We start from the raw sequence: 25,987 nt of genomic DNA on the forward strand, positions 1-25,987 counted from the left end.
GACAATCAGGAAGCAAATAACCTGGATTTATCTATCTAAAAGTTAAGATTCGTTTTTCGACTTTCAGATTATAATCATATCTTCATTTAGATTTTAAGAAACTATTTTTTTCTGTATACTATTTAACTCTTTTTAAATATCTCTAAACTATTGTCATTTTTCTCAAAATTAGAGCAATATTCATGCGTCTTCGGTTAAGTGAGGAATCGTGACAATTACGTCAATTTCCTCAACATTTGTCAAATATTTTAATAAATTACGAGCTGTAACAGGGTATCGATTTCATGTAAACAGGCCAAAATTTAAGTCTGGCTTCTAATGCAAAATCGATAGCTTTCAGGCAAGAAAATTCCTTAACCGAGGACCAATGGAGCAATATTCTAAGAAATTGTAATAATTGTAATTATAGAACAAAGAGTAGGTAGACTAAAATAAAGTTGTAATGTTTGTAGTGCAATAACTTTCGTATTTTTCTAAATATACCCGATCTATGCTTTTTTAAACTCAGTTATTCTAACTCACATAGGAATACTCAAGTTGTGATTTATTACTTCTATCAAACGTAAAAAATAGTAAAAACACATAGGAAGAATTAATGGATATTTTTACACAGATTTTGCAACAAAGTCTATGTATCACAAATTAAAATTTACAGAACTTTCAGTATACTAATTGATTTACTATAATTTCTACACGAACAACTTTACCTTTGTCGCTTACTTTTTCCTTTTTTCCTTTCTTCTTATCAAACACTTATGAGCATTCCCCACAAGGTCAAGTCTTCCTGCCTTCTCGAGAGCTTCGTATACAAGCTCGTAATTTGCAGGGTTCCTGTAGTGCATAAGAGCTCTCTGCATGGCCTTTTCTTTCTTGCCTTTTGCAACGTATACTTTTTTGCCTGTGAACGGGTCCAGTCCTGTATAATACATGCATGTCGATACGGTCATAGGTGTTGGGGTGAAGTCCTGTACCTGTTCGGTATAGCCTCCATGGTCTCGCACATACTCCGCCATCTCTATCATATCTTCAAGGGTACAGCCCGGATGCCCTGACATCAGGTAGTTTACAATGTACTGTTCTTTGCCGCACTTCCGGTTGAGCTCTGTAAATTTCTGGGTAAATTTCTCGTAGACTTCCCTGCCTGGCTTACACATTACATTTGTGACCTGCCTCGAAAAGTGTTCAGGTGCGATTCTTAATTGTCCGCTGATATGGTAGGCGCAAAGTTCTCCGAGGTACTCTTCATCCTTAAGAGCCAGGTCATAACGTACCCCGTAACCTGTAAAGACATGCCTAACTCCTGGAAGTTCGCGCAGGCGGCGTAAGAGTTCAAGCAGCTTTTTATGGCTGGTATCCAGAGCAGGGCAAATGCGAGGATAAAGGCAGGATTTGTCCAGACAGGCTCCTTTTTTTCCCCAGGTTTTACACTCCATGCCGTACATGTTTGCACTTGGGCCGCCAACTCCGTTTATAATGCCCTTGAAATCAGGTTTTTCTGTGAGCTTTTTTGCTTCACGCAGGACAGATTCGATACTGCGGCTTGCAATCATGCGCCCCTGATGTTCTGTAATTGCACAGAAAGCACAGCCTCCAAAGCATCCCCTGTGCGTTGTCAGGGAGAATTTTACCATTTCCAGGGCAGGAACCGGTTCAGTATAGGAAGGATGGGTTTCACCAGTGAACGGCAGTTCATACACATGGTCCATTTCAGCCTCTGTAAGAAGGCGCATTGGCATGTTCTGCACGATTACGGTTTTCGGGTGAGGCTGAATAATCCCTTTTCCAGTAACAGGGTTCTGTTCCGCGAAATATATACGAAAAGCTTTTGCAAAGGCTGTTTTATCCTGAGAAACTTCTGAAAAAGAAGGAATTTCGAGATATCGCTTTAAAAATGTGGCTGCATTCTCAGCTATTTTCTCGTCTTTTTGTCCTGACTTTTCCTTTTCCGGTATTTCCTGTTCCGATTTTTCCTTTTCCGGTATTCCCTGTTCCGATTTTTCCTTTTTCAGTACTTCCTTTTCTGATTTTTCCTGTTCTTTTTTATTCGACCTATTATCTGACTTTTCAGCTCTTTTTTTGAGCTCCTTCCAGGCTTTAACTTCCATCTTCCATACTGTGCCGGGGACATCTCTGATATTTCTGATATCTTCCCCGGCCTGCAGTCTTTTTGCAATTTCTACGATCTGAAGCTCTCCCATACCGTAGACTATGAGGTCAGCAGGCGCGTCAGCCAGAATGGATTGCCTGACCTTATCTGAAAGATAATCATAATGAGCAAAGCGACGTAAGGAAGCCTCAATGCCCCCAAGCACTATAGGCACTTCAGGAAAAGCCTCTTTTATTCTGTTCGAGTAAATTATCACGGCGCGGTTAGGACGAAGCCCTGTTTTTCCTCCAGGGGAATAAGCATCCTTATTCCGCGGCTTCAGGCCTGGGGTCAGGTTGCTGACCATAGAATCGGTATTTCCTGCACTTACGGAAAAAAAGAGTCTTGGCTTTCCAAGTTTTTTGAAATCTTCAGGGCTGTCCCAGCGCGGTTGGGCGATTACTCCTACTCTAAAACCGGCATCTTCAAGAACTCTTCCTATTATTGCCGTGCCGAAACTGGAGTGGTCTACATAGGCGTCCCCAGAAATCAGAATAATATCAAGCTCTTCCCAGCCGCGAGCTTTTACTTCTTCAAGGCTCATTGGAAGAAATTTCGATGCAGGTATGCGGGAAGAAACGGATTTTCTTTTTCTTTCTCTCTTCTTGTGTTTAGGTTCAGATCCTTTCCCAGGTTTTTTTCCCGCTTTTGTCGGTAATTTTACTTTTGAGAGCTTTACTTCTGAGAACTTTCCTTCGGCTTTTTTTCCTTCGGCTTTTTCAGGTTTTATCCCTGATTTTACCCTGAGTTCCACTCCATCTTGCGTTTTTTGTCTTAATTCAGCTTTTTTTGGAACAAAAGAACCGGTTTTTCTGCTCGGTCTTTCTTTATTCCGCTTTTCAGGTTTTAAGTTTTTATTCTTTTTTGAAATCGCTGTATCTTTGGCCATAACTTGCTTTAAGGCTCCTTTTTCTCGTGCTTTTATTCGCCCATCATCATTTTTAACATTCTGTAGGAAGCCATAATCTGATTATTTCCATCCCTATCTGTAGGGGATCCGTGTCCAGGGTACAGGTTTTTTACATCCAGTTTTGTGAGCTTTTCTATTGAGCTAGCCATCTTTTCAGGCACAGAACCCTCAAAGTCCGTTCTTCCGGAACCCCCACCTGGAAATACAGTGTCTCCGGAGAAAAGACTTTTTGAGACAGGCTCATAGAGGCAGATACTTCCTTTTGAGTGACCCGGCGTATGGATTACTTCCAGGTATTCCCCATTTCCGATGTCAATTTTATCTCCTTCTTCATATGTAATTGTGGGCCTGACTTCAGGAGCTCGCTCCCCAAAAATTACGGCCACGCTGAGGTAGTCATCATTTATGCCCTCCAGGTCAGCTTTATGTATTCCGACTTTTGCACCGCTTCTTTCTGCAATAACTGCGGCTGCTGCGGTATGATCATAATGGCAATGTGTCAGGACTATTAATTCAATGTCGGTTAGCTTTATATATTTCTCCAGTTGCTTGATAATCAGGTCGCTGTTCATTCCTGTGTCGATCAGCACTTTTCCATTTACCAGATAGACACTGGAATCGTAAGCTGTAGGGCAAATATACCGGACTTCCATAGTTCTTCCTCTTTCACTTCTCTTTTCCTTTTTTCCTTGCTTCCCTTTCCTGCACTTTCTGTGTTACTTCTCTTTCTTACACTTTCCTTACTGTTCACTCTTTGCTTTTAATATGTCTGTGAATTAATGTCTGGAATTAATGTCTGGAATTAATGTCTAAGAATTAATGCTGGAAATTAATGTTTGGGAATTAATGTTTGAAAATTTAGATATTAAAAGCTCGGCGCGCATTTTCAGTAGTCGATTTTGCGATTTCTGCTGGCTCCACATCCTTAAGTTGCGCTACTACAGGAACAGAGTCTACTATGAAGGCAGGCTCATTTCTGCCTTTGCGGGGAGAAAGGAAGGGACTATCGGTTTCCAGAATCAAGTTTTCAAGCGGAACAGCTTCTGCAAGAGTCTGGTGATGTTCGGAAAAGCAGACAAGAGTTGCCAGGGAAATATAGTATCCCATATCCACAATTTCCCGCATGGTCTCAACAGGGCCGCTATAGCAGTGATAGATTACCGTATCCACACCTTTGACAAGTTTTAACACTTCTGCTTCAGCCTGTCGGGCGTGAACTATAAGAGGTTTGTCCAGATTTTTTGCAAGCTCAATTACCTTTTTGAATGCAGCAGTCTGCCTCTCACGTTCCTCTTTTGTTTTGCAGTCCTGGAAATCCAGGCCCGCTTCTCCGATTCCAACTGCTTTTCCTGCATTTTCTTCAATCTGAGCAAGAATAGCATTTATCTCTTTATCCTCGCCTCCTCTGCCAATATCAGGACTCAGGCCAAGCGCGGCATAAATATCCTCATTCTTTTCCGCAAGTTCAAGGCTAATACGGTTGCCTTTCAGGGAAATTCCTGAGTTGACCATTCCGACAACTCCTGCCTCTCTGGCTCGTAGAATAGTCTCTTCCCTATCGCGGTTGAATTTTGGAAAATCAAGATGACAGTGGGAATCAATAATTGGATAAGGCATGGATTTGTATTCCATCTCATTTTATTTTACTTTTTATACTAACTATGGAATACAAACCCGAAAATGAGTATGCAGCTCTTATCCGGTTTTTTGTTTTTTAATTATGGCACCTGAGCCCTCTAGTTGTTTGGCCAGCCCAAGTCTCCAATTTTAGCTTTTTTCTTCTCTCTTATACAGCAGGTTCATAGCATTTACAAGGGCTTCTACAGAGGCCATAACTATGTCCGGGTTTGCAGACCTTGCAGTTACAACTCTGCCCTTCTCATTTTCGAGACCTATATATACATCTGCAAGGGCATCTGCTCCACCTGTAATTGCATCGATCCTGAATTCCTGGAGTCTAAAGTGGTTACTTTCTCCCAGGATATCTCTTACTGCTTTGAGGGCGGCGTCTACAGGGCCAACCCCTGTCTTTGCTGCAATGGTTTCTTTACCTTCGATATCTGCTTTGACTACTGCAGTCGGTGTCAGGATATTTCCTGTCATTACAGAAACTTCTTTGAGTTTAATCAGTTCATCCTCTGAACTTGCTTTTCCAAGAACGGCAGAGGCAACAGCATAAAGGTCTGCGTCTGTAATGTGCTTTCCTTTATTTGCAATCTCCTTAATTCTGGATACAATTTCATCAAGCTGCTCGTCATTGCTGATTATGCCTGCAGATTCAAGAGACTGCTTGACTGCATGTTTACCTGTATGCTTACCAAGGACAATACGCCTTTTGTGTCCTACCATTTCCGGTGTCATTATTCCGGGCTCGAAAGTATCGGATTTTTCGAGTACTCCCTGACTGTGGATTCCGGATTCATGGGAGAATGCGTTTTGGCCTACTACAGGTGTGTTTGGAGGTAGCCTGATTCCAGTATAGTTTTCAATCATTTTCGAGGTTTCTACAAGATACTCAGTGTGAATATTTGTTTTTGCCCCGTAGATTGAGGTCAGACTCATGACTGTCTGAGAAAGATCGGCGTTTCCTGCTCTTTCACCTATTCCATTTATTGTAACCTGAACCTGGGACGCACCTGCTTCGACTGCCATGAGGCTGTTTGCTACAGCAAGCCCGAAATCGTTATGGCAATGTACATCAATAGGAATTGTTACTTCATCTGCGATATCCTTTATCTGTCTGTACATTGCTGATGGAACCATAACTCCAACAGTGTCTGGCACGTTAATGATATCGCATCCTGCTTCCTGCACTGCTTTGAAAACCTCTATGAGATATTCAGGTTCGGTTCTCGTAGCGTCCATTGCAGAAAACATGCATCTTCTCCCATTATCTTTAATGTACTGGACAGTCTCCACAGCCATTTGAATTACTTCTTCCTGGCTTTTTTTGATGGTATATGTCCGCTGTACTTCAGAAGTAGGGACGAAAGTATGCACAAGTCCTACATCACTGTCAAAACAGGCATCAACGTCTTTTTTCAATACACGGGCAAGTCCACAAACCTCAAGATCCAGTCCGGCATTAGAAATAGATTTTACGGATTCTTTATCTCCTTCTGATGAGATTGGAAATCCAGCTTCTATAATGTCTACCCCGAGTTTGTCAAGTTGACGGGCAATTTCCAGCTTCTGGGCAGAAGTTAGAGATACCCCAGGGGTTTGTTCTCCGTCACGCAGTGTTGTGTCAAAAACAGTTACCTTTTTATTCCTCATAGGTTCGATGTAAAAATCGATCCCTTCTTTCAGTTCTTACATTCATAGTAATCATCTAGTTGAATGTAGATTTCTAGTATATAAATCTCACGAGAGTTCTTTTATATTTAAACTTAGTTTTGTTTTTTAATTTCTTGACGGAAAATTATTTATACTAGATACCCCATTCTAGGGTTGCTTCTCAAGGTGTAACACGACATCTATGAGAATGAAAAACGAAACTTGAAAAACGGGACTTGAAAAACGGAATTCAAAGGTGCCGAAAAAACGAATCTGAAAAACGGAAACAGAAGGCGCCTGTAGACATTGTTTTTCTGAAACAATGACTCATAAAAACGGATAAAGTTAAGGATTCGAAAGTACAATTCTTTTGAAACCTTTTAACTCTTCTCATTTCCCTCTTTCAAAGTTGTTCAATCTCCTTTGCAGGAGAATATTTATATACAATAAATGCGTTGTATATATTCCTCATATCATTCAAACGTTCTGAGGAACTCAATACAAAGCTTTATATACAATAAATGTCTTGTATACTTCCTTCGCACAACGCGATTGTGTCGAGGTGAATAACACAAAGCTTTATATACAATAAATGCCTTGTATATGACCCTGCGCAAACTGATTGCGTAGGTAAAAAAATCACATATCTCTTTCATCTTTTAATGGAGTCAGGAGTTTTTTCCTGTCTGACGAGGATTTTGTCGGTTCGGTTAATTCTGGGCGGTGAGAGTTTTTCATAACACATCATCGCGAAACGAAAATAACTGAATTGATAGTTGTTAGTGCAAGTTTCTGCGACCAAGACCTTTATTTTGAAGTGTGCGATACATTAACAATTCTGGTTGATCCTGCCAGAGGTTACTGCTATCGGTGTTCGTCTAAGCCATGCGAGTTATATGTTCTTCGTGAACATGGCGTACTGCTCAGTAACACGTGGATAACCTGCCCTTGGGTCCGGCATAACCCCGGGAAACTGGGGATAATACCGGATAACGCACATATGCTGGAATGCTTTATGCGTAAAATGGATTCGTCTGCCCAAGGATGGGTCTGCGGCCTATCAGGTAGTAGTGGGTGTAATGTACCTACTAGCCTACAACGGGTACGGGTTGTGAGAGCAAGAGCCCGGAGATGGATTCTGAGACATGAATCCAGGCCCTACGGGGCGCAGCAGGCGCGAAAACTTTACAATGCGGGAAACCGTGATAAGGGGACACCGAGTGCTAGCATCATATGCTGGCTGTCCAGGTGTGTAAAATACACCTGTTAGCAAGGGCCGGGCAAGACCGGTGCCAGCCGCCGCGGTAACACCGGCGGCCCGAGTGGTGATCGTGATTATTGGGTCTAAAGGGTCCGTAGCCGGTTTGGTCAGTCCTCCGGGAAATCTGATAGCTCAACTATTAGGCTTTCGGGGGATACTGCCAGACTTGGAACCGGGAGAGGTAAGAGGTACTACAGGGGTAGGAGTGAAATCTTGTAATCCCTGTGGGACCACCTGTGGCGAAGGCGTCTTACCAGAACGGGTTCGACGGTGAGGGACGAAAGCTGGGGGCACGAACCGGATTAGATACCCGGGTAGTCCCAGCCGTAAACGATGCTCGCTAGGTGTCAGGCATGGCGCGACCGTGTCTGGTGCCGCAGGGAAGCCGTGAAGCGAGCCACCTGGGAAGTACGGCCGCAAGGCTGAAACTTAAAGGAATTGGCGGGGGAGCACAACAACGGGTGGAGCCTGCGGTTTAATTGGACTCAACGCCGGACAACTCACCGGGAACGACAGCAATATGTAGGTCAGGCCGAAGACCTTACCTGAATCGCTGAGAGGAGGTGCATGGCCGTCGCCAGTTCGTACTGTGAAGCATCCTGTTAAGTCAGGCAACGAGCGAGACCCGTGCCCACTGTTACCAGCATATCCTCCGGGATGATGGGTACTCTGTGGGGACCGCCGGTGTTAAATCGGAGGAAGGTGCGGGCCACGGTAGGTCAGTATGCCCCGAATTTCCCGGGCTACACGCGGGCTACAATGAATGGGACAATGGGTCCCTCCCCTGAAAAGGGCTGGTAATCTCACAAACCCATCCTTAGTTCGGATCGAGGGCTGTAACTCGCCCTCGTGAAGCTGGAATCCGTAGTAATCGCGTTTCAATATAGCGCGGTGAATACGTCCCTGCTCCTTGCACACACCGCCCGTCAAACCACCCGAGTGAGGTATGGGTGAGGGCACGAACATCGTGTCGTGTTCGAACCTGTGCTTTGCAAGGGGGGTTAAGTCGTAACAAGGTAGCCGTAGGGGAATCTGCGGCTGGATCACCTCCTAAGCAAAAAAACTCACCACCCAGATGCCGATAAACCGAACAAAATCCTCACCATTTAAATCATCGATCATAATCTAATGATCAATTCTAACTCATCAAATGCACCCGGAAAGTAAATTTTCGGGGAAGGGCGGATTGCCTGCGTTGACACGCAGGTACATGAAGTCATGTATAAGTGCTGTATACTGGACGCTTTCTGGACCTGGTTAGGATACACAGGAATTATGCTATCAGGTGGATGGCTCGGCTCAAGAGCTGATGAAGGACGTGCCAAGCTGCGATAAGCCCGGGGTAGGTGCAAGGAGCCTATGAACCCGGGATTTCCGAATGGGACCTCTCCATAGTGATCAGTAATGATCGGGAACGCTCCGAATTGAAACATCTCAGTAGGAGCAGGAAAAGAAATCAACCGAGATACCGTGAGTAACGGCGAGTGAAAACGGCACAGTTCAAACCGAATCCCTTCACAGGGAAATGTGGTGTTGTAGGGCTGTTCAAACGTCTGGCGGCTAAACAGAACTTGCCTGAAACGGCAGACCGTAGAGTGTGACAGTCACGTATGTGTAAACCAAAAGACTGGAACATGTCCCTGAGTACCGTGCGTTGGATATCGTGCGGGAATCTGGGGGGCACCAACCTCCAAAACTAAATACTACTTGAGACCGATAGCGAAATAGTAGGGTGACCGAACGCTGAAAAGTACCCCGAGAAGGGAGGTGCAAAGTGCCTGAAACCTGATAGTGATGGAACGATACGGCATTAAAGGAACTCTGGCATGAAGGAAACATTCGCGAGAATGCTGTACGAATGTCACTGCCAGTGTCGTATCTTACGTTTTGAAGAACGGGCCAGGGAGTTTATCTCAGTGGCAATGGCTAACCTTTATCTGGGCAGCCGAAGCGAAAGCAACATGTGCGCAGCTCTCCGAGCGAGGCACGACGTATACAAGTGCGTGGAGTCACTGGGGTAAGACCCGAAGCCGGGTGATCTAGGCGTGGGCAGGTTGAAGCGTGGCGAAAGCTACGTGGAGGACCGCAAGCGGTATTGATCTGCAAATCATTCGTGTGACCTGCGTCTCGTAGTGAAATGCTAATCTAACCCGGCATCCGCTGGTTCCTTCCAAAACATGTCGCAGCATGACCTGACTGGAGATCGTCGGTGGAGTAGAGCACTGATTGGCGATTCCGGGGGGGAAACTCCTCGCTCGCCTGTCAAACTCCAAACCCACCGTCATTGTAGAAAGTCGGAGTCCGGACTGCTGGGGTAAGCTTGTAGTCCGTAAGGGAGACAACCCATCCCGTGGTTAAGGTCCCCAAGTGTCGACTAAGTGTTAATACTAAAGGGCGTCCCAAGCCCAAGACAGCTGGAAGGTTAGCTTAGAAGCAGCTACCCTTTAAAGAGTGCGTAACAGCTCACCAGTCGAGGTTTGGGGCCCCGAAAATTGACGGGGCTCAAGTCGACCACCGATACCACGGAGTACCGCAAGGTAATCTCGTAGGAAGGCGTTGCGTTCGGGCCGAAGCAGGGCTGTAAAGTCCTGTGGACCGTTCGCAAACGAAAATCCTGGTAATAGTAGCAGCAAAGCAGGGTGAGAATCCCTGCCGCCGAAGGGGCCAGGTTTCCTCGGCAATGATCGTCAGCCGAGGGTTAGTCGGTCCTAAGACGTACCGTAACTCGAGTACGCCGAAAGGGAAACAGGTTAATATTCCTGTACCATTTAGCAATCCGTCTGACGTCTCTGGGCAGACCGAGCGGCGTCGTCGCGCCGTCTAAGCAGCGAACCCCGTGGAGAGCCGTAATGGCGAGAATCGGGCGAATCTGTTATGGCTAAAGTCGGTTGCACCCCGGGACCCGTGAAAAGGCCGCTAAATGTCCGTACCAAGATCTGACACTGGTGCCCCTAGCTGAAAAGGCTAAGGCGTGTCGGAGTACTTCAGTTAAGGGAATTCGGCAAATTAGCTCCGTAACTTCGGGATAAGGAGTGCCTGCTGTGGAGACAGCAGGTCGCAGTGACCAGGGGGCTCTAACTGTCTAATACCAACATAGGAGATTGCAAACCCGTAAGGGCTAGTACAATCTCTGAATCCTGCTCAGTGCAGGTACCTGAAACCCCGTTTCAACGGGACGAAGGGCCTGTAAACAGCGGGGGTAACTATGACCCTCTTAAGGTAGCGTAGTACCTTGTCGCTTAATTGGCGACTTGCATGAATGGATCAATGAGAGCCCTACTGTCCCTAACTGGAATCCGGTGAAGCTTACATTCTAGTGCACAGTCTAGAGACCTCTAGGGGGAAGTGAAGACCCCGTGGAGCTTTACTGCAGCCTGTCGCTGGGTTGTGGTTCTGGATGTACAGAGTAGGTAGGAGGCATCGAAGCGTATGCGCCAGCATACGTGGAGCCGCAATTGGGACACTACCCTTCTGGGACTACGACCCTAACTCTGAGAAGAGGACCCCGATAGGTGGGCAGTTTGCCTGGGGCGGGACGCCCTTGAAAAGATATCAAGGGCGCGCAATGGTTGACTCAAGTGGGTCGGAAACTCACTGAAGAGTGCAAGAGCATAAGTCAGCCTGACGTTATTCAGCATAGCAGTGGATGACGAGACGAAAGTCGGCTCTAGCGAACTTTTGAGCCTCCTTGGTGGGGGCCAAAAATGACAGAAAAGTTACCCCGGGGATAATTGAGTCGTTGCCGGCAAGAGTACATATCGACCCGGCAGCTTGCTACCTCGATGTCGGTTCTTTCCATCCTGGCCGTGCAGCAGCGGCCAAGGGTGAGGTTGTTCGCCTATTAAAGGAGATCGTGAGCTGGGTTTAGACCGTCGTGAGACAGGTCGGTTACTATCTACTAGAGGTGCACGAGGTCTGCGGGTAAGCTGCTTTTAGTACGAGAGGAACCAAGCAGCGGCGCCACTGGTGTACCGGTTGTCTGACAAGGCATAGCCGGGCAGCTACGCGCCAAAGAATAAGAGCTGAATGCATCTAAGCTCGAACTCTCACCTAAAAAGAGACCTCATTAAGGATTCCGGTAGAAGACCGGTTTGATAGAAACGGGATGTAAGCACCAAGGCAACGAGGTGTTCAGTCCGCGTTTACTAACTATCCGTTCCTTTCTTAATCCGGTCCAGGCGAAATTCAGTATGCAGCACTGTACATGACTTCATCTTTCCACAATCCCATTTATAGGTAGAGTTTGGCGGCCATAGCGGCAGTGTAACTCCTGTACCCATCCCGAACACAGTAGATAAGCCTGCCCGCGTTCCTTACTGTACTGAAGTGTGCGAGCCTTCGGGAACTCTGGATCGTTGCCATACTCACCTTATAATACCTTACTTTCACTAATCTGTTTTTTGTAACTTATTTTTGAATTAATTTTTTGATAATGGTTTTATATTGCTTTTTCAATTCATTTTTGAATCGCTTTTTCTCATATTCTACTTTATAGACCTTCTTTATGACTACAAAAACAGATATTCGCCTTTTTCCATAAGAAATAAAGGTGTTTTCTGATTCTTTTAATGCTCATGTTTCTGTATCGTTCTCGTTTGGCTGCTGGCCAATTTGGCAGGATATTTTATATTCTTACGTGATCTGTGAAATTAATTATTTAAGAAAGTAATCTAAAAGGCTAAAAACATATTCACAAATTCTATTTCCAATTTCTCATTGCATAACTCTCCTTAGAGAGATATTCCTAGGATACTGGGAATTTTTACCCTTTAGTCAGGCATTTTCGTGAATGACCTTAGGAATTCTCTTAAAAAAAATCTCTTCAAAGTATAGAGGTGCAGCAGGAACTTCCTTATCCATATATCTGCTGTGCCAGATAGGTATGGATACCTATCTGTTTAATCTGGTCGAGCTGGACTTCTAACCAGTCGACGTGTTCTTCTTTTTCCTTCAGGATATATTCGAGAAAAGTTTTATTGTTGTTGTCTCTCAACTCAGTCGACAGACGAATGCTTTCGTTATAACCTTTGACGGCTCCCTTATTCAGCTTCAAGATCATGCTCATGCACCTCCGACACAGGGAGCCAATGGTCATTTCGTTCAGTTCGCTAACTATGGGCTTTTCCTCCGGGAAGAGGATGCGTTCGATTAGTTTTTCAGCATGTCTTATTTAGACGATGGGCCGCTGCTCTATTGCCTCACCCAGTAGTTTGTAGTTACAGTTTTCACACATCTCAGCATGAACAAAGTACTGGTTGACAGCAGTCAGTTCCTCGGTCAAACGAGCGTTTAGACTCTCGATAATCTTTTCATTTCCCTTCACAAATAACCCCCTATGCGGTAGTGCCTCAAATTTGCTGTAAATTTGAGGTCAAGTTTTTGCATACTATGGAGAAAATTGATCTGCCTATATGGAATTTTTTACTCAATAACTTATTGAGATTTGTGATTTTACAGAAAAATTGGTACACTGCCTTTTTGTTATTATGGGGAAACCTATCCCGAAACTCAGAATTTGATTTGTTGAATCTCGTATTTGGAACAATCAATTGAATACCTAATCACTAAAATAATCCCGAAAACTCATGATGATTTAGAATAAAATAGGTTTTGGGATAGGCTCGGGATATAATATGGTTGATGAAAATAAAATTAATCAAGATAACGGGAGTAGGTTCAGGTATAGACTTGGTAAGTGGCTTCTGAATAGAGATGAATGCGTCTTCGTGAGTGTAATAGATCAGAGCAGGGACGATAAATCCATACGTCAACACGTCAACACTTAATTGGATCAATTAATAACTGGGTAAACAGAAAAGAAGAATTTGCATCACAGGAAATCGTTTCTGAGATGTGCGAGTTTATTAAGAGCGAAAATGAAGATCTTTACCTCCGTTTAATGGAAAAATGCGCTCTAAAAATAATAAATGTCGGTGAAGGTATATTTGAAGCACTGAGCATGTGCAAGTGTGAAGAAGCAATAACTAATCCTCAATGTGGAATAACTGACAATGCCTCTGGTGTGTGAGATCCCCAGTCTGCTTTCTGATTTTCCTGAAATTTTAATGCAATGCTATTTGTGCTTTATTGGTTATCCAGATTCGTGTTCGGTGGGGTTTTCTACATTATGTGCCTCTACCGTTCCGACTTATAATAAAATTTTTCTTACTTTACTTAGATCAACAGGTCTTATCAGATTATTTTTGATAAATTTATTTAAATAAAAATTAAACCTATATTTATTGGGGGTAACTTATGGGTTATATCGAAACCTGGAAAGAGGTAATGCAAAGCCCGTCTGACTTTTACAGAGACATGCCTAAGACCGGAGGGTATACTGATCCGCTTACCTTTGCAGCAATCAGTTTCATCATATACGCATTTTTAGCCATACTTTTAACCGTCCTCTTTGGCCCTGGAATGTATATGGGCTGGACGTACGGTGGAACGTATGGTGGGATGTACGAGGGTATGTACGGTAGTGCGCGAGGGCTTGGCTTTTTCGCGATACTTATGACTGTGATCATAACACCTATTGCAGGTATTATTTCTATATTTATCGAAGCTGCAATACTCTATATTATTTATAAAATACTTGGAGGAACGGGAAGTTACGAAGGCACTGTAAGATTCATTTCTTATGCAACTGCTGTACTGGTACTTTCCTGGATTCCTATCGTCGGCTGGATTGCCGGAATTTACGGGATATATCTCTATATTGTGGGCGGAATGTATGTCCATGATATAAGCATGGCAAGGTCCGTAATAGCTGTACTGCTACCAACTTTACTTATAATCCTGCTTATGGCCATATTTATAGCATGGCTATTTGCTTTCTCAGGATTATTTCTCTTAGGGTTCTTTTCTACGGGTGTTATCCTTTTATAAAAAAACTCATCTTATTTTTTGGTCATGTTCTATGTAAAAATTTAAAAACCGATTGCCTTGAGCTAAATGTTTATATATTAGAAATTCCTTTAATTGAAGCTACACGAGCAATACGTGATCAAGAATGCCAAGATGGCGGAGCGGCTACGCAATCGCCTGCAGAGCGATTCCATTCCGGTTCGAATCCGGATCTTGGCTTCTTCTTTAAACAATTTATTGCTCTAAAATTATTTTATATAGTATCCCACACGAATTTGCATAATGCCAAGATGGCGGAGCGGCTACGCAATCGCCTGCAGAGCGATTCCATTCCGGTTCGAATCCGGATCTTGGCTTTCCTTTAAAAACCAATCTTTTTTCCAGAACTTTTAATTTTCTGATTCTCACGGTCTATTCTTAAATTTTTTTCGTTTGGTCTGCTTAAGTAAAGTGACCACGTAAATGAATTATCATATAAGTGGATCACATAAGTAAATCGTATGCCTGCTTCTGATAGTAATTTATAGCTTACTTTGATTCAGGTTTAATTCCGAACCTTAATTTTATATTAGAGAAGACTGATTTTTGAGCATGGACATTGATGAACTCATGAAGAGGCTCTTTGAACTTTATCCTGAAGCTTCTAACGATGGCTTTACAGATCCTTTTTTTGCGTTAATTTCTACTGTGATGTCCCACAGAACCCGGGATGATGTGACCTATCCAGCGGCTAGCAAGCTTTTTGAGAGATTTTCGACTCCTGAAGAAATGGTGAGAGCTGATGTTAGCGAGATTGAAACTCTTATAAAAGATGTGGGCTTTTACAGAGTTAAAGCAGGAAGAATAAAGGAAATTTCCAGACTTCTTCTAGAAAAATATGGTGGCAGGGTTCCTGACGATATGGAAGCTCTTCTTGAACTGCCTGGAGTCGGCAGGAAGACTGCCAACTGCGTGCTTGCCCATGCTTTTCTCAAGGATGCCCTTGCCGTGGACACTCATGTCCACAGGATTTCTAACAGGCTAGGTCTAGTAGAGACAAAAGTCCCTGAAGAAACTGAAACCGAATTAAAAAAGATCTTTCCACAGAAATATTGGAGACATGTAAATCTCTTGCTCGTAAAATTAGGGCAAAATACCTGCCGGCCTATTTCTCCAAGGTGCAAAACATGTACTCTTGATGATATCTGTCCTAAAATTCTCCTTTAATAGGGAGTTTTCTGTAGTCCCGGAAACTTCGAAGTCAAACTCCAAAAGTCAAACTCTAAAATCGAACTCTATGACTCTCTATGGCTCTATCAGGGCTGCGGAAAAAACCTGCGGGGTGATACGAGATTATTTATATAAGGCTGGCATTTAGCAGGCAAAAGGGTTATTCTTATCCTTAGTTGATAGTAAATTAATTCCAGGTATACGGTTATCCACACCGTTAGCAATACTCAGGATCATATCATTTATCACATTTTACGAGGTCAAACATGTTTCAAATAGGAGAAGCTTTAATGGGGCAGGGTGCAGAACTTGCCCATGTTGATTTGATGATAGGAGACAAGGGAGGACCCGTAGGGCAGGCTTTTGCAAACGGCCTGACCCAGCTTTCAGTCGGACATACTCCACTCCTGTCCGTTATCAGGCCCAATCTACCTCCAAAACCTTCAACCCTAATTATTCCGAAGGTTACGGTAAAAAATATGGAGCAGGCAGGAAAAATTTTCGGACCTGCTCAGGCAGCCGTTGCAAAGGCAGTAGCAGACTCAGTTGAAGAAGGCGTAATCTCAAAGGACCAGGTTGAAGAAATTGTCATTGTAGCCAGTGTCTTTATCCATCCTGATGCCCAGGATTACAACAAGATCTACAGGTATAATTACGGAGCAACAAAACTCGCAATCAAGCGTGCTCTCGGAGGCTTCCCGGACATTAACACCGTTCTTGAGGAAAGCAACAAGTCTACCCATGCTATCATGGGATTCAAGGTTACAAGGCTCTGGGACCCACCATACCTGCAGGTTGCTTTTGACAATCCTGACATCGAATTTGTGCAATCTGCCATATCCCAAATTCCTAAAAGCGATCACGTTATTATCGAAGCAGGCACACCTCTTATCAAACGCTATGGTATGGATGTCATTTCAAGGATCAGAGAGGTCAGGCCTGATGCCTTCATAGTAGCTGACTTAAAAACTCTGGACACCGGAAATCTTGAAGCAAGAATGGTTGCAGATGCTGCAGGAGATGCTATTGTGGTCTCTGCTCTTGCCCCGATAAGCACTATTGACAAGCTTATTGAGGAAGCCCATAAGACAGGTATCTATGCGGTAATGGATACTCTCAACCAGCAAGATCCGATTTCTGTCTTAAAACAGCTTAAGGTCATGCCTGATGTCATTGAACTCCACCGTGGAATCGACATTGAAGCCACCGAACATGCATGGGGCAATATCGCCGAGATCAAGAAGATTGCTCCAAAGATTCTGGTTGCCGTTGCAGGCGGAGTCCGTCTTGACAAAGTGCCTGTAGCTCTCGGCCAGGGTGCTGATATTCTTGTCGTCGGACGTGCGATTACTAACTCAAAGGATGTCAGGGAAGTTGCTGAGCAGTTCATCAACAGCCTTAACAAACCGGAAATTGACCAGTTCAGGGTCATGACTGACTTCTAAGCAGGTTTAAGAATTTCTCGAAAAAAGGTTGCTGAAAATCTATTGCCGAAAATCTACTGCTAAAAACCTACCGCTAAAGGGGAAAACCATGCAGTGATTTCGGCAGAAACTTTTAGAGAAAGCGTCGAAATTCATGCTTTCCATTTATTTTTACTTTTCAAGAGGGGATTTTTTTGGGTTTACCATTCATTGTATTGAACTATAAGACTTATTTACAGGGTACAGGTCAGGGAGCAATGGAAATTGCAAAGGCCTGTAAAGCTGTATCCGAAGAGTCAGGTGTCGAGATAGCAGTAGCCCCGCAGCTTCCGGATATTTACAGGGTAGCCTCGGAAGTTGCGCTCCCGGTCTTCTCGCAGCATCTGGATGGGATAGGAGCAGGAAGCTTCACAGGCCACGTTTTTGGAAAATGCATAAAAGAGGCAGGTGCTGTAGGGACTCTGATCAACCACTCTGAAAAGCGTCTGACCCTTGCAGAGATTGAGGCATCGCTAAAGGCTGCAAAGGAATTCGGGCTCAGGTCAATTATCTGCACTAATAATGTCCCGACAACTGCAGCAGCGGCAGTCCTGGGGCCGGATTATGTTGCAATCGAGCCTCCCGAACTTATAGGGAGCGGAATCCCTGTCTCAAAAGCTGACCCTGAGGTTGTTAGCGGTTCGGTTGAGGCGGTTGCAAAAATTAATCCAAGGGTAAAGGTACTCTGTGGAGCCGGGATTTCCAAAGGTGAAGATCTAAGGGCAGCTCTTGACCTTGGTTCTCAAGGCGTGCTTCTGGCATCTGGAATTGTGAAAGCCACAGACCCAAAAGCCGCACTTGAAGACCTTATCCGTCTGATTTAAGTTTTGTTTTCTTGAATTTCAGGTTGAGCTCTGGTATTTGCCTTCAGGTACTTGGTAAGAGGTTTTACTGCTCTTTCATCTCCAATGTCAATTAGCAGAAATACGGAGTTCTCCCTGATATTCTTGTTTTCACTACTCAGGCCTCTTATTAGAGGTTCCACTGCTTCTTCTTTTCTATCAATGAGGATCGTTGAAGCGCAGTCTCTTACTTTTTTGTTATTATCTCCCAAAGCTTTGACAAGTGTTTCAGTTGCTTTTTCGTCTTTTATCTCTCCTAAAGCATTAACAGCAGAGATTCGAATTCTGGAGTTGTCGTCCTCAAGAGCTTTCTTAAGAGTTCCAATTGCTTTTGGGTCATTTATTTTACCCAGAGCTTCTAAAGCAGTGCATCTTAGTGTTTCATTTCCATCTATTGCAGCACTATTGAGCACGTCCACGGCTGTGGCATCACCTATATTTCCAAGAGCCCATGCTGAAGCGACTCTCACATTTTCGTCTCCATCTTGTAGTCCTACAGTTAAAGATTTCACTGCTTTTTGGTCCCCTATTGCTCCCAGAGAAAGAGCTGCATTTCGCCGTACTTCGGGATTTTCATCGGATAGTATCTGGGTCAGGGGTTTAACTGCCTTCGGGCTTCCGATTTCTCCCAGAGCAAGGACTGCGCAACTTTTTATTGAATCGTTTTCATTCAAAGCCATGATAAGGGGTTCTACTGCTCTTTTATCCCCGATTTTTCCTAAGGAAATGGCACTACACTCTTTCACATTGTCGTATTTATCCACTTTCAAGGCAAGTGATAAGGGTTCTACTGCCTTTTTGTTTCCAATTTCTCCAAGAGAAAAGGCTGCACAGGCTTTTGTCTCATTGCAGTCTTTGACCAGTATTTCAATAAGAGGTTCGATAGAACTTTTTTCTCTCATTCCTCCCAGTGCAAGTATAGAACTGACTCTCACATAACTCTCTTCACGTTTTAATGCCCCTAAGAGTTTCTCTGACGCTTTTTTATCTTCAGGATTAACTCCGGAAGCCTCTTCGTATTTTTTTATGTTTTGCGGGTCTGCTTCCAGTGCATTGATGAGGGGTTTTGTTTCTGAGTTTCCAATCTCTTCAAAGGCTTTTGCTACTTCCTTCCGGAAGTTCAGGTCTTTTTCTTCTACAACTTTCTGGAGAGTTTGGTCTACTTTTTCATCACCTTTTTTTTCAGTGAATTCAGCAGAAGTTTCTGTTTTTTCTTTAAACAGTTCCTCAAGTCCTGGAACAGCTTTCTCGTCTCCAATTTCAATAAGTGTAAAAACAATATATTTTCTAACAGTCCTATTCTGGTTCTCAAGAGATTTTATCAAATCAGGAACTGCAGGTTCTCCTATTTCTACAAGAGCTCTGGCACAGCCCAGCCTTGTTTCTTCATTTTCAGCCGAGAGATTTTGAATGAGAGGTTTTATTGCTCTTTTATCTCTTATATTTCCAAGAGCCCAGGCGGCTGTACAGCTTGTATATGTATCATTATCTGAAAGGGCTTCTATAAGGGGTTCAACTGCTGGTTTTCCGATTCCAACAAGAATATCACCAGCATACTGCTTGACGTCATTATTTTTATCCTTTAATGCCTGGACAATCGGTTTGGTGTTTCTGTCTCCTGTTTCTTCGAGTGTTTGTACAGTCAGATTTCTGACTTTTTGGTCAGGGTCTTTTAACTGCTGGACTAGAGCTCCTATTGATTCTTTTTCTCCTATTTTTCCAAGAGATTCCACGACAAGACTCCTTACTTCAGGATCTTCATCTGAAAGAGCACTTATCAGGGCTTTTTCGGCTCTCTGATCCCCAATTTCTCCCAATTCAACAGCTGCAGTACAGCGGACGTCTTTATCTTTATCCGAAAGGGCCTTAATCAGGGCTTCTGTTGCTTTCTCTTCTCGGAGTTCTCCGAGAGCTACAATGGCTTTCTTTCTTGTCTCTCTGTCTTCGTCATTCAATGCTTTTATCAGGGGTTCAGTGGCTTTTTTATCCCCTATCTTTCCGAGGGCTTCCACAGTGTTCCTTCGAACTTTTCCGTCCTCGTCTGAAAGGGCCTTAATCAGAGACTCTTCGGCTTCTTCTCCCCCAAGTTTTCCTAGAGCTTCGGCTGCACTGGACCTTACCTCACTGTTATTATCTTCGAGACTCAGGCAGAGGGCCTCAACAATTTTCTCATTTTCTACCTTTCCTGAGAATAAGGTACCTCCCCAGCCATCTTCCTCTGAAGAAGAACCTGCCTTTTCAATTTCTCCAAGAGCCCAGGCTGAATTGGAGCGCACTCTTTCATCTTCATCTGAAAGTGCCTGAATTAGTTGTTTTTCTGCTCTCTGGCTTCTTGCATTACCAAGTGCTAGAGCTGCACTGCTTCTAACCTTCGGGTCTTCGTCCTTCAAAAGCTTTATTATGGCTTTTTCTGCTTCTTGTCCACCAATATTTCCAAGAGCCAGAGCGGTTTCACACCTTGTTTCCGGGTTTTCGGAGTCGATAACTTCTATAAGAGGAGTTACAGCTTCTTCTCCCATTTCTTCCAGGGCAAATCTGGCTTCCTTTCTGGAGTCTATATCATCGTTTCCTAATGCCTTTATCAGAGGCTCTATAGCTTGTTGAGTTTCTGACTCATTCATATCTAAAATGGTTGTTTCATTGAGGTTTTCATCGTTGCCTTCGCTGATCCCGGAAGCAACTCCAATCAGTGTCAGTGTGGGAGGTTTTATATCCTGTTGAGTTTCTGACTTATTCATATCTAAAATGGTTGTTTCATTGGGGTTTTCATTGTTGCCTTCGCTGATCCCGGAAGCAACTCCAACAAGTGTCAGTGTGAATAGTAACAGTACGATTTTAGGCACTGAGGGATTCATATTTTATACCGTTTCCATAAATTCGATATCAGTTTGATTTTGAAGTTTAGAGCTTTAAATTTGTGTAGGGATTCTCTTAAACAGGAAATCTTGCTTAACGTTAAATGAATAGCTTGATACATTTTTAGTATATATTTAGTTTTTTGCAATTTACTTTTGTTAATTTTTGCAAAATAAATTTTCAGGAATTTACATTCTTACCGGGGGCAGGTACTTGATAAGTAATACACTTGGGTGATGGTAAGTGATGAATTTAAGGAATTATAGAGAAATTTTAAGAACCTCCATAGTGTTATTCATTACTCTAATTTTTACTTTATTAGTTGTGGCTAAAAAATTGTTAATTATTACAATATGTTATGAAAAAATACTTTTTAAGAATCCATACTGGAAAATCTGTCCTCAAACATTCGATAGCAATATGTTGCTGGCAAGTATTTCCAGCTTCCAGAAAGCGTCTTTGAGAGCCTCTTCAATTCCATGACTGCTATAGATATCTTTTAAGTATTTTTCAGGTTTTTACCTTTTTTCAAAGATTGAAAAATGTCAGGCAATTAACGGCTAGAGACGCAATTAACGGCTAGAGACTTCGCCAGGAAAGCCGTGTTGTTTTAAACTAACAGTTCTGTTGCTTTACTGAAAACTAACTTTTAAATGATTTTGAATATATCAGAGATGCTTCTTCCGACTAGCTAATGATAAAGTAGTTAAACTATTCTGGTATTTGGGTAAGAACCGTTAATCTTTCGGCTAAAAGTTCCTTCCAGGGAACGAAAATTAAAAGTACTTTTCCAATCTAACCTTTATGTACTAATTCTGAAAAATCTATATTATGAAGGCTTCTACGGAGTTTAAATTCAGTGTGTTTCAATTTCTGTATACTTTCCTTTATACCCTTTCCGGCAATGTCTAGAAAGTTCTGTGATTCCAATTGCTTATGTGTTTCTCATGTTTTTGTGATGAATGTTAATATTATCAAAGGGAAAATATATCTCTTCTAAAAATTAATTTTACTGGCATCGTTTTTTCAAAAGTGTTACATACTCTTTGGAATAACTATCCACAAAAGCACAATTCTGGAAGCAATCAAGTCTCTCAATTCAGCTTTAAACCCTGGAAACAAAGTGTACTATGTCGCTGATAGTTCCTTTTACACAGACAATAATATCAAGAATATAGGAAAGTCATTCTGGATCAGTCGTGTTCCTGCAACATTAATGAGGCAAAGGAACTGCTAAAATGTAAATCTAAACCTGAAAACGTTGAAAAATGTAAATCTAAACCTGAAAACGTTGAAAAGCGATGAAAGATACTCGTTTTACCAAACCTCTGTAGAATATGGCGAAGTTAAACAAAAGTGGGTTTTGTTACTCTCTCATAAAATGAAAGAAAAGAAAGAGGCAATTCTCAGAAGGAAACTTAAAAACAGCTTGAAAAAGCAGATAAAGTTTTTAAAAAATTGACAGGAGAGGACTTCTTCTGTGAAGAAGATGCATTAAAAGCAGCAAAAAAATGGATTGCAGATTTCCCTTCAGTTGTGTTTGAAAAAATATATTTGAAAACCATTAAAAAACGTGAAGCAGGTAAAAGAGGCAGACCTTCGAAAGATGAGAAATTAAGGACTTATGAGAAATTAAAGACTTATTACAGGATTAATGAAATAATAAAAGTTAACGAATCTTTTGTTTTAATAGAAATGGAGAAAATGGGACTTTTCATTATTGCAAGTAGTGATATCAGCCTTTCTCCTGAAGAGATGCTGAAATATTACAAAGGACAGGATAAAGTAGAAAAAGGATTCCTATTTTTGAAAAGTGATACCTTTAGCATATCGAAAGTGTATCTCAAGAATAAATCAAAAATTGAAGCATTGACAATGATAATGGTTCTCTGCTTAATGATTTATTCAATTGCGGAATGGAAATTAAGGATAAAATTAGAAGACGAAAATGAAACGGTTCCAGATCAAAAAGGGAAACCAACAAAAAAATCGACAATGAGATGGATATTTTTCAAGTTTCAGGGAATTACAGAACTTATAACTCAGAAAAAAGGGAAAACAAATTCAGAAATTCTAAATATGGAAGATATTAACTGGAAGGTATTAACTGGAAGATATGGAGTCTAATGAGAGATAAATATGAAAATATATCTCTAGTTGCGTTAACCTGCCGAATATAGGTTGTATTCATTTTTGGAACTTGTTTGAACTTGTTTGAACTTCTTTGAACTTGTTTGAACTTCTTTGAACCTATTTTATTTTCTTAAGCAGTTTCACTTTCTGCAACTACTTACTATCATTTTTTCAAATTTCCTGTTCTCAATACTTTATATAAATATTCTTATATTGGATCATAAAAATAATGGAAAAAAAGTACTTTAATGACACTTTTTTGATATAAAGTAATATCAATTGGCTGTTTAAATTTGTTGAAGTAATCTTAAATAAATACATTTATATACTGTCACTCACCCTCAAAATTACTTTGTTTTCCATGGCAATTGCCATCCTTGTATGGAGATTTTCAAGCTTGAAATTTCTTATCCGCTTTTATCTGCTTTCTCTTAGTTTTCTTTTAAATTTTTGAGTAAAGCTTCTCTGGCAAAGTTAATTCTGTTAAATGAATTTTTATAATTATAATTTTAATATACTATCATATTGTATTATTTTATGTTAATAATTATTTAGAAAAATATAATAGTTATCACAATAAGTAAAAGCTTGTGATCAAAGTGTCTGAAGAGTGCTCGAACGAAAATACAGGAGTAAAAATAGCTCCTTTTTCTGAGGTTTCAAAGTTTCATGGACACGTATGTCCGGGACTGACCATCGGTTATATGGCTGCCAAAGCTGGCATAGAAGAGCTTTGTGTTGATAGAGACATCGATGAAGAGCTTGTGACTATTGTAGAAAATGACGCATGCGGAGTTGACGCGGTGCAGGTTGTAACGGGCTGTACTATCGGAAAAGGTAATCTTATCTACAGGGATTATGGAAAGCAGGCCTTCACTTTCATATGCAGAGAAAGCGGCAAAGCTGTCAGGGTAGTTCTGAAATCCAACTTTAACACTGATGATATCGACCCGGAGTTAAACAAGCTCCATCCCAAAGTAATGTCCGGTACGGCCACGGAATCCGAAATACTGGAGTTCAGAAAACGGATGAATGGTATCTCGGAATATATGAGAGGAGTCCCTGCTGAAGAAATGTTCGATATAAAATATGTAAACGTAGAAATCCCTCATAAAGCCAGGATATTCAATTCGGTAAAGTGCTCAAAATGTGGTGAGATGTTTGCTGAATCCCGTGCCAGAATGCAGGATGGAGAGATAGTATGCGTATCCTGTTATGATGAATATACCAGAGGGTGGTAACAATGAAATCGATTGGAAGGATATTTCTTTTTATCTTATCTTTTTTCATCATCACTTCCTTATTTTGTCCGCTTTTTCTTACATCTGCTGCAGCAGTGGAAAATTCCAGTGAGGAAAACTCAAAAGTTTTTAAAGCAAGTTGGGGGGCAAGTAGCAGTGATTGGGGTTTTCCTTCGCCACTGACCTTTTATCCAAGAGGACCTGGCTACATAATGATGAGTTTCTGTTTTGACTCGCTGGTATGGCCGGACGATACTGGAAACATCACAGGGATGCTTGCCAGTTCATGGGAAGAGTCGTCTGATGGGCTTACCTGGACCTTTCATCTAAGGAACGATGTGAAGTGGCACGATGGAGAGCCTTTCAAGGCAAGTGATGTAGTCTTCACATACGATTACATTAGGGATAAAGCAGCGATAAGTCCCATAGGAGCTAGTTGGTATAATACAGCAGTTATTGAAAGTGTGAAAGCTCCTGACGACTATACAGTCCAGATACAACTTAACAAGCCATATGCTCCTTTTATGCAACAGGTAGCTGCTGTGATACCTATCATGCCAGAACATATATGGAAAAATGTTGATGACCCAACAAGGTATGTGGAGGCTAAAGCTGCCATTGGAACAGGTCCTTTCGTCCTTGAAGATTACGACAAAGACAAGCAGTCCTATAAATATTCTGCAAACAAAAATTATTTCCTTGGGAAACCTGTCATTGACACTCTGATTTTTGTGAAATCAGCCGATCCTGTGATTTCTCTTAAGGTTGGAGATATAGATGAAGCCGGTCTTACATTTGACCAGGTTCAGGCTCTGAATGATTCTGAGAATATAAAAATAGTTGAAGGAGCCGGGTACTGGGTTTATAGATTAAGATTCAACATCCCTTCAAATTCTATCCTTGGAAATCTTGATGTCAGAAAAGCAATTTATCATTCTCTTGACTGTGAAGATATTCAGAAAAAAGTGCTTCACGGTGGAGGCATTACAGGAAATCCGGGGTATGTACCCCCATACTCAAGCTGGTACAATTCAAATGTAACAAAATATGCATATGACCCTGCAACTGCAAATAAGATTCTTGATGATGCAGGTTACGATAAAAAAGATTCTGACGGGATAAGGCTTACTCCTGACGGTAAAAGACTTGAGTTCCAGTTACTCTATACCTCAGACCAGCAGAATCAGAGGATTGCAGAGCTTGTTCAGAGTTATTTGAAGAATGTCGGTATAGGTGTGGTCTTTAAGCCAGGGGACATGAAAACCGTTGATGGTCTGGTAAGTTCAGGCAAATTTGATATAGCCATTTATTCTCACGGTACATCGACAGATCCTGCAAGGATGTTAAATTCTTTCCCTGAATCCACGGGCTGGAACAACACCGAATTTACATCTCTTGCAAACCAGCAGATGATTACCCTGGATGAAAAGGAACGCAAGGTTCTTGTAGACAAGATGCAGGTTTTGATTGCCGATAATGTTCCGACAATTCCTCTCCTATACAGGAATGTTTACAGTGCTTGTGATCAGGACAAATTCGATGGCTTTTTCTACACACCTGGGGGTGTAGGAGGTGGCGTTCCCACAGAATATAACAAGCTTGTTTTCATCTATGGAAAATGGAATGGTCAGAGTAGTACTGCCTTGAACAAAAACGAAAGTACCAGTAAAGAGAGTGCATCTGGTGTCAACACGATGAACGCTCCAGGTATCCTGCCAGCAACCCTTGCGTTTGCAGTTGTTTGCGTATTGTATAGGCGAAAAAAGTAATTGGCAATGAATAG

12 protein-coding genes, 2 tRNA genes, 3 rRNA genes and 1 pseudogene are annotated in these 25,987 nt (G+C 42.3%); 12 read left to right on the plus strand and 6 right to left on the minus strand.

Annotated features, from left to right (window positions below; all coding sequences use genetic code 11):
* Positions 1-716: 716 nt before the first annotated feature.
* The 4 genes from MSBRW_RS00275 to MSBRW_RS00290 all read right to left on the minus strand — a co-directional run bounded on the left by MSBRW_RS00275 (position 717) and on the right by MSBRW_RS00290 (position 6,332).
* A complete protein-coding gene (locus MSBRW_RS00275) occupies positions 717-2,690 on the minus strand; it encodes a YgiQ family radical SAM protein (RefSeq protein ID WP_011305966.1) in 1,974 nt (657 codons plus the stop codon).
* Between the two features lie 377 nt (positions 2,691-3,067).
* Positions 3,068-3,709, minus strand: coding sequence for an MBL fold metallo-hydrolase (locus MSBRW_RS00280; protein ID WP_011305965.1), 642 nt, complete (start codon positions 3,707-3,709; stop codon positions 3,068-3,070).
* 205 nt (positions 3,710-3,914) lie between these two features.
* Complete coding sequence (locus tag MSBRW_RS00285; protein ID WP_230669884.1) at positions 3,915-4,673, minus strand: TatD family hydrolase; 759 nt, start codon at positions 4,671-4,673, stop codon at positions 3,915-3,917.
* 150 nt (positions 4,674-4,823) lie between these two features.
* Positions 4,824-6,332, minus strand: coding sequence for a 2-isopropylmalate synthase (locus MSBRW_RS00290; RefSeq protein WP_011305963.1), 1,509 nt, complete (start codon positions 6,330-6,332; stop codon positions 4,824-4,826).
* An 835-nt stretch (positions 6,333-7,167) separates the two neighbouring features.
* On the opposite strand from MSBRW_RS00290, the gene MSBRW_RS00295 reads away from it, so the two are divergent.
* The 3 genes from MSBRW_RS00295 (at position 7,168) to rrf (ending at position 11,957) form a co-directional block, all read left to right on the plus strand.
* A 16S ribosomal RNA gene (locus MSBRW_RS00295) occupies positions 7,168-8,645 on the plus strand.
* A 209-nt stretch (positions 8,646-8,854) separates the two neighbouring features.
* Positions 8,855-11,761, plus strand: a 23S ribosomal RNA gene (locus tag MSBRW_RS00300).
* 74 nt (positions 11,762-11,835) lie between these two features.
* Positions 11,836-11,957: ribosomal RNA gene (gene rrf, locus MSBRW_RS00305) — 5S ribosomal RNA — on the plus strand.
* The 16S, 23S and 5S rRNA genes sit together here, the layout of an rRNA operon.
* 488 nt (positions 11,958-12,445) lie before the next feature.
* Here rrf and MSBRW_RS23120 read toward each other — a convergent pair.
* Complete coding sequence (locus tag MSBRW_RS23120; RefSeq protein WP_268990302.1) at positions 12,446-12,763, minus strand: ferritin-like domain-containing protein; 318 nt, start codon at positions 12,761-12,763, stop codon at positions 12,446-12,448.
* A gap of 1,085 nt (positions 12,764-13,848) precedes the next feature.
* Between MSBRW_RS23120 and MSBRW_RS00320 the strand changes: the two genes are divergently transcribed.
* The 6 genes from MSBRW_RS00320 (at position 13,849) to tpiA (ending at position 17,956) form a co-directional block, all read left to right on the plus strand.
* A complete protein-coding gene (locus MSBRW_RS00320; RefSeq protein ID WP_011305958.1) occupies positions 13,849-14,481 on the plus strand; it encodes a YIP1 family protein in 633 nt (210 codons plus the stop codon).
* Positions 14,482-14,607: 126 nt separating this feature from the next.
* Positions 14,608-14,679, plus strand: a tRNA-Cys gene (locus tag MSBRW_RS00325).
* 65 nt (positions 14,680-14,744) lie between these two features.
* Positions 14,745-14,816, plus strand: a tRNA-Cys gene (locus MSBRW_RS00330).
* Between the two features lie 235 nt (positions 14,817-15,051).
* Complete coding sequence (locus tag MSBRW_RS00335) at positions 15,052-15,666, plus strand: endonuclease III domain-containing protein (protein ID WP_011305957.1); 615 nt, start codon at positions 15,052-15,054, stop codon at positions 15,664-15,666.
* A gap of 269 nt (positions 15,667-15,935) precedes the next feature.
* Positions 15,936-17,114, plus strand: coding sequence for a bifunctional 5,6,7,8-tetrahydromethanopterin hydro-lyase/3-hexulose-6-phosphate synthase (locus MSBRW_RS00340; RefSeq protein WP_011305956.1), 1,179 nt, complete (start codon positions 15,936-15,938; stop codon positions 17,112-17,114).
* A 173-nt stretch (positions 17,115-17,287) separates the two neighbouring features.
* Positions 17,288-17,956: a triose-phosphate isomerase gene (gene tpiA / locus MSBRW_RS00345; protein WP_011305955.1), complete on the plus strand. Its 669-nt coding sequence runs from the start codon at positions 17,288-17,290 to the stop codon at positions 17,954-17,956.
* Here the strand turns inward: tpiA and MSBRW_RS00350 are convergent.
* Entirely contained in the window at positions 17,953-20,829 is a 2,877-nt protein-coding gene (locus tag MSBRW_RS00350) for a HEAT repeat domain-containing protein (RefSeq protein WP_011305954.1), read from the minus strand. The genes tpiA and MSBRW_RS00350 overlap by 4 nt on opposite strands.
* A gap of 1,064 nt (positions 20,830-21,893) precedes the next feature.
* On the opposite strand from MSBRW_RS00350, the pseudogene MSBRW_RS00355 reads away from it, so the two are divergent.
* From MSBRW_RS00355 to MSBRW_RS00365, 3 genes and pseudogenes are all read left to right on the plus strand, one after another.
* Positions 21,894-23,010: pseudogene (locus tag MSBRW_RS00355) on the plus strand (IS1634 family transposase); the annotation flags it as partial.
* 552 nt (positions 23,011-23,562) lie between these two features.
* Positions 23,563-24,204, plus strand: a complete 642-nt coding sequence (locus MSBRW_RS00360) for an FmdE family protein (protein ID WP_011305953.1) — start codon at positions 23,563-23,565, stop codon at positions 24,202-24,204.
* Positions 24,205-24,206: 2 nt separating this feature from the next.
* Complete coding sequence (locus tag MSBRW_RS00365) at positions 24,207-25,973, plus strand: ABC transporter substrate-binding protein (RefSeq protein WP_011305952.1); 1,767 nt, start codon at positions 24,207-24,209, stop codon at positions 25,971-25,973.
* Positions 25,974-25,987: the final 14 nt, after the last annotated feature.

The sequence above is a fragment of the Methanosarcina barkeri str. Wiesmoor genome, assembly GCF_000969985.1.
In the GTDB taxonomy this organism is placed as follows: Archaea; Halobacteriota; Methanosarcinia; order Methanosarcinales; family Methanosarcinaceae; genus Methanosarcina; species Methanosarcina barkeri_B.